General features: G+C 29.0%; 7 protein-coding genes. 1 reads left to right on the plus strand and 6 read right to left on the minus strand.

Annotation, left to right across the window (positions count from 1 at the left end):
• Positions 1 to 30: 30 nt before the first annotated feature.
• The 4 genes from dhaS to B3J31_RS01210 all read right to left on the minus strand — a co-directional run bounded on the left by dhaS (position 31) and on the right by B3J31_RS01210 (position 4,254).
• Positions 31 to 597 (minus strand): dihydroxyacetone kinase transcriptional activator DhaS, encoded by a 567-nt coding sequence (gene dhaS / locus B3J31_RS01195; protein WP_346866760.1) that lies wholly within the window; start codon positions 595 to 597, stop codon positions 31 to 33.
• Between the two features lie 198 nt (positions 598 to 795).
• Complete coding sequence (locus B3J31_RS01200; protein WP_346866761.1) at positions 796 to 1,560, minus strand: 4Fe-4S dicluster domain-containing protein; 765 nt, start codon at positions 1,558 to 1,560, stop codon at positions 796 to 798.
• 186 nt (positions 1,561 to 1,746) lie between these two features.
• Positions 1,747 to 2,937 (minus strand): pentapeptide repeat-containing protein, encoded by a 1,191-nt coding sequence (locus B3J31_RS01205; RefSeq protein WP_346866762.1) that lies wholly within the window; start codon positions 2,935 to 2,937, stop codon positions 1,747 to 1,749.
• Between the two features lie 84 nt (positions 2,938 to 3,021).
• Complete coding sequence (locus B3J31_RS01210; RefSeq protein ID WP_346866763.1) at positions 3,022 to 4,254, minus strand: dicarboxylate/amino acid:cation symporter; 1,233 nt, start codon at positions 4,252 to 4,254, stop codon at positions 3,022 to 3,024.
• A gap of 177 nt (positions 4,255 to 4,431) precedes the next feature.
• On the opposite strand from B3J31_RS01210, the gene B3J31_RS01215 reads away from it, so the two are divergent.
• Positions 4,432 to 5,289 carry an AraC family transcriptional regulator gene (locus B3J31_RS01215; protein ID WP_346866764.1) on the plus strand — a complete coding sequence of 286 codons (858 nt, stop codon included), beginning with the start codon at positions 4,432 to 4,434 and terminating at the stop codon, positions 5,287 to 5,289.
• A 51-nt stretch (positions 5,290 to 5,340) separates the two neighbouring features.
• On the opposite strand, the gene B3J31_RS01220 is transcribed toward B3J31_RS01215, so the two are convergent.
• A complete protein-coding gene (locus B3J31_RS01220; RefSeq protein WP_167403140.1) occupies positions 5,341 to 5,478 on the minus strand; it encodes a clostri-philic family protein in 138 nt (45 codons plus the stop codon).
• Positions 5,479 to 5,544: 66 nt separating this feature from the next.
• Positions 5,545 to 6,297: M55 family metallopeptidase (locus B3J31_RS01225; protein WP_346873560.1), on the minus strand; the 753-nt coding region annotated here is incomplete at its 5' end.

The following is a 6,297-nucleotide window of genomic DNA, read 5'->3' on the forward strand; positions in this document are numbered from 1 at the left end:
GTTTTAAAGGATGCATGATGGATATATTTATTATGCATCCTTTTCATATCTCTCTAAAGCTCTCATAAAGTTACCCTCTACTAATTCACTTAACTTTTCAATAATCTTATGAGAATCTTCCTTCATTCCACCATTCATCCACTGAATTACCAAACCTGTAAATGCTAAAGTATAAAAATTTGCAATAAACTTTTTATTGTCTTCTGTAGCTCTCATATTCTGAGAAACTTCATTAACTACTCCAATAATTAAATCATAAGTAACTGTGTAAAGATATGAATCTAGGTAATTCTTTCCTAAAGAATTTAAAGTATTCATGCAAAATCTTCTATTGCTTTCTATATAGTTGAAAATCTTTTGAAATCCGTCAGTCCAGGTGTTATAACTTCTGTATTGTGATATGCTTTCTACGGCTTCTGTTTCATAAATCCATTCCAGTAGATTGTATATATCTTGAAAATGATAGTAAAATGTTTGTCTATTTAATCCACAGTTATTAACTATCTCTTTAACAGATATCATATTTAAAGGTATAGAATTCATTAATTTCTTCAAAGATTTAGCTAATGCTTTTTTTGTTATTATTGAATTTGACATAGGTACTTATTTCCTCCCTATGGATTTTTTCATCTTTACATTTACTATACATTATATTATCCTTTTATTCCATTAATTTTCTATTACTCATATTTAAAATTTATAAATATTTACGCAACAATAAGAGCTATCTATAAATTAGTTAAACCTATTAGGTTAACCAATTTATAGATAGCTCTACACTTAAAATAGATTCAATTATATCTCTATTATATCGCCATTAGTTCCAATGGTTACTTCTTTATAAGGAACTATTACTTGTGCTTGAAGCATGGCATTTTTAACTGAAGCTACTATTCCTGAGCAGCATGGCACTTCCATTCTAACTACAGTTATACTCTTTATATTGTTCTTCTTAAGTATTTCAGTTAATTTATTCTTATAATGTTCATTGTCATCAAGTTTTGGACATCCTATTACTGTAACTTTATCCTTCATAAAGTCTCTATGGAAATTCCCATAAGCATAAGCTGTACAATCTGCTGCTACTAATAAGTTAGCATCCTTTAGATATGGCGCACTAGTATTTATTAAGTTCAATTGTACCGGCCATTGCATAAGCTCAGAGTTGTTTTCAGTAGTATTCTCTCTTTTTTTAGGCATAGTTTCCATAGTGATTATTGGTTTTCTTTCAATGGTTTTAGCCATTGTTCCAGGACATCCACATGGCAACTTTTCTTCCCCACCAATGTTTATATCTTTAATCTCTTTAGACTTATTATCTAATTCTAAAATTCTTGTCTTTACTGCATCATCATCATATTCATCCGCTTCTCTTTCTATAATCTCTATAGCTGCTGTAGGACAATTGGGTAAGCAATCTCCTAATCCATCACAATATATATCGCTAACAAGCTTTGCCTTTCCATTGACTAATTCTATAGCTTTTTCATGACAGGCCGTAACACATAATCCGCAGCCATTACACTTTTCCTCATGGATCTTAATTATTTTTCTCTTCATAACAAATCCTCCTAAACCTATTATTTAATCTAATTTATCATATTTCTCAAAATTATATTTTTTAGCACACTTATTTTTTGTTTATTTTCAACACCAAGTTTAAAATAAACTATATTTAATATAGCTTAATTATAACTAAATTTCTATAATAGGTCTGTAACTTTTGTTACACAACTAAATTTTTATTTATCTTACTAATTTTCTTGTTAAGGTACCTATTCCTACCCCCATCATAATTACTCCTACTATCATTTCAGTATTTGCAACTATATAAGAAGCTGGTATTGGCGTTTCATTATCAGACCCTAGCCCTGTAAATAATTCAACACTTATATTTATACATTGATTCATTTGACTTAGAAATTCATTGAAACTTTTTGGTAAACCTATACCCCACCAGTAACTAATTATTTGGCTTTGTGATGAATATCCCAAAGTCAAATACATAGTTGCAAAAATTAGTATTAAAACTAAAGAGGTTATTAATGGATATAATATTCGTTCTCCATACCCACAGGTAAACCAATAAATATAAGATATTGTTTTAGGTAATAGCTTTTTCAAGCTTTTTCTTTGCATATTCTTACAAAGATAATAATATTCTCCAAAGTTGTTCTTCAAATTATTTTCATTATATTTATCAGCAATGGTTTCATATACTTCATATATCCCTTCATATTCATCCTTAGTTTTTTTCTTTGGCTGAATTTTATCAAAAAAAGTTTTTGGATCCAGTTTGCTTTTTAACTTATCATTAAATTCTAAATCCTCAATGTAAGTTGATATTATTTTTCCTCCTGATAAATCCACATCAACTAAATTAATTCTTTTCATATAAGAATTTATAATTATAGCATTAGACATATCTGTAAGTTCAAAAGATGTATGTTTAAGTTCACATTCATCAAAAATTAAATATGTAATATTAGAACTTAAAAACTTACAATATAACTTACACCTTTCAAAGATGCAAGATAAATTATCCTCCTTATTTAAAGACGGTACATTATTAATTTCTTTCAAAATCATAGTGCAATTTTCGAAAATTACTCCTCCCCCCCCAAAGTCACACTCTATGAACCTACATGCAATAAATGTGCAATTTTTAAACTTTATATTATAAAATTTACACTCTATAAACTCAGTGCATACAATATTTTTATCAGTAATCTCTAAAAAATACCCCTCATTTTCAGTTGAAGAATTATTTATAGTTCTATCTTTAATGCTTCTAAAACTATACTCTTCATCTGGTTTGATACTAATTTTGTTCTTATTATTTTTTATTTCACTAAATAGTTTCTTATTATTTTCTATTCTTTTATATAGCTCTTCCTTTCCCTTAAACACTTCTTCTTTAAAGTTTATATAAGGCATAAAAGTCCTCTCCTTTAAATATCTACTATTTTTTATACTAATACTACTTAGTATGATACCTTTATATAAGAATTACTCCTACCTTTATTTTAATGTTTTTTTCTTTTCTGTAAGTTTAGATATTACCATAGTACAAACCGTGTTACCTGCAGAATTTAATAAGGTTGCGGGCGCATCAATTATAGTTGCAATAACTAACATTATTGCTAAAGCCTCTGGAGGAAATCCAAATATACTTAATATTAGCATCTCGCCAATGGAACCACCTACTGGTATAGCACCAACAACAGCTCCTACTAGTAAACCCACCATGAAAATAATAGTTAAAGTTCCCAAGCTATTAATGTCTCTTCCGAATATAGCAAATAAAAACATTATCTTATATATTCCACCTATCACTGAACCATCCTTATGGATATTTACACCTAAAGGCATAACTATATTAGCTAAGGAACTAGATACTCCCATATTTTTAGCTGCCTGAATATTTACTGGAATACAGGCTGCACTAGAACATGTAGCTAATGCTGTCACTGATGGTCCTGTGGAATTTCTCCAGAAAGCTTTTATCCCTTCTTTACCCCCTGCTATATAGGCATAGAGAGTAAAGAATATAATAAAATATACTATAGATACTATCAAATACAGTACAAATACCTTTGCATATCCACTTAATATTTGACTTCCTAATTGACCAACTACGTTGGCAAAATATGCTGCTAATCCTATTGGAGCATAATACATTATTATATTTATCACCTTATTTACTACTATAGCCCCACTATTTAAAAAATTAGAAAACACCTTTCCTTCTTCCTTTGCTAGCATAGTTCCAAAACCTATAAGCATAGAAAATATTAAAAGTGCCAATAGATTACTTCTAGATAACAACTGTGAAAAATCACCTACAGTAATACTAGAAACTATTTTTTCTAAAAATCCTACTTGCTCCTTAGGTACAACTTGAGCACTATTCATTAACTCTGTAAACATAGACGAATTTAGTCCCTGTGCAGGATTAAAAATTTTGAAGGTAGTTACCCCTATTACTCCTGATATAATAGCCGTACATGCAAATACTACTATTGTAATTCCAAGTATCTTTCCTAATTTTTTTGAGCTATCCATATTAGCAATAGCCGATGAAATACTAAAGAATACTAATGGTATCAGTATTGTAAATATTAAATTTAGAAATATTGTTCCCAGTGGTGCAAAAATACTTGCCCTTTCTCCCATAATCAACCCTATAACTCCACCTATAATAACTGAAATTATTAAAAATATCGAGGACTTATAATTTTTTAAAATCTCCATTTTTCCTCCTCCTAGTATAAAATAATATAATTAGTAATTTAATTTTCATATATGTTATAATCTTATTATATTCAACACTATGTACAATAAATATTGAATATACTGTTTAAAACATTGCAAAAACTGCTTTTTTAATAATATGATAAATGAAGTATATTTAGTTTTGGAGGTATCTTTATGGATAACACATATTCAAGTAACAAATCTGGATATCTTAATAAAGACTTTCAGCTTTTTCATATAAAGGACAAAAAAAATCAAGAATTCGAGTTTCATTATCATGACTTTAATAAAATAATAATCTTTTTATCTGGAAAAGTTACTTATTTAATTGAAGGGAAGGCTTATTATTTAAAGCCTTGGGATATTCTACTTGTAAACAATCATGATGTGCACAAGCCTATTATCGATTCTAATGAGACCTATGAACGTATAATTATTTGGGCTAATTCAGGTTTTATTGAAAATCATAATTATGAAGGTTGCGATTTATCAACTTGCTTTAAACTAGCAAAAGAGAAGAGTTTTAATTTAATAAGACTTGAAGATAAGTTTCAAAATAACCTTAAAAATATCATATCTTCCTTAGAAGGATCCTTTAACTCTCAAGATTTTGGAAGTAAACTTTTAGGCAACTCCCTCTTTATTCAACTAATTATATATCTTAACAGACTTTATCTTGATAAAACTTATATTACTACTAAGGATTCTTTAAAATACGATAAACAAATTGAAGAGATTTTAAAATATATAAACAATAACCTATCACAAGATCTATCCATTGAACTTATATGTAAGGAATTCTTTATAAGTAAATATTATTTAATGCATAAATTCAAAAATGAAACTGGGTATACTCTTCATAACTATATAATTCAGAAGAGATTATTTATGGCTCAAGAACTTATAAAATCTGGTGAGCCAGTAACTAAGGTTAGTTCCCTCTGTGGATTTAAGGATTACTCTAGTTTTCTACGTAGCTTTAAAAAGTTCTTTCACAAATCACCCCGAGAATATATAAATGCAATAAAATAAGCTGTCTCAAAATAAACTACTGCTGAGACAGCTTCTTAAAACACAATTTAACTATTTTATTTCATTTCCGTTGAAATCTTTAAATTCAGGCTTATTTTGAGGATCTCCTACATTGTTTTGATTCTCATGAAGCTTTTGTCTTCTTTTTCCCTTCTGAGCTGGATTGTTAGAACCTGATTTTCTCTTCATAATAAACACATCCTTTCCTTAAATAGTTTCTACTTTTTTTAAGGTTTTATGTGTTTAAATTAAGTGTTATCGCATCCAAGCCCCAGCTAAAGTTAATAAACCACCCCTTATTTTATATGCTTCTATAATATCCTTCGCCTTGTACTTAATTCTATTAGGTGCTATAAGCTGAACTCCCGGAATACATAAAGTTCCTTCTGCCATTCCACTATCCATAAAGGCTATTTCTAATTCTACCTCACCTTCTAATATGTTAGGTATTACTGATTTATTATTAATAGCTTTCTCTGCTACTGATTCTAACATTTTATGAACTCTTTTAGGTTGTATACATTCACCCACATATCTACTGTGAGCTTTTTTGACTTCCACAGTTTCTATATTCTTGTTAAACTCTTTAGCTTGACATGTTAATATATTATCTCCTGATGCCATAACAATAGGGACTTTAAAATATCCTGCCACTAAGGAGTTAAATTCAAATTCTCCCACTACTCTTCCATTTAACTTTATTTCCGATACCACTGAACCATTATAGCTATGAGCTAAGATTCCTGAAGTATTATGTCTTCCGTGATATCCTATTAGCATAACTGCATCAAAAGTATTATCTATGCCCTCCATCATGCCAAGGATTTTTTTATTTCCACTAATTAATACTACATCCTCATCTAATTCTTCAATAAGGATACTTGTCATAGGTCCATGAGAGTCATTTACTAATATTTCTTCTGCTCCTGCTTTTTTAGCTCCTCTTATAACTGCATTTACTTCTTCTGTCATAAACCTTCTTGCTCTTTCATAATTATATCCATTCCT

It is taken from the genome of Clostridium sp. UBA5988 (assembly GCF_002435615.1).
GTDB classification, from domain to species: domain Bacteria; phylum Bacillota; class Clostridia; order Clostridiales; family Clostridiaceae; genus Clostridium_J; species Clostridium_J sulfidigenes.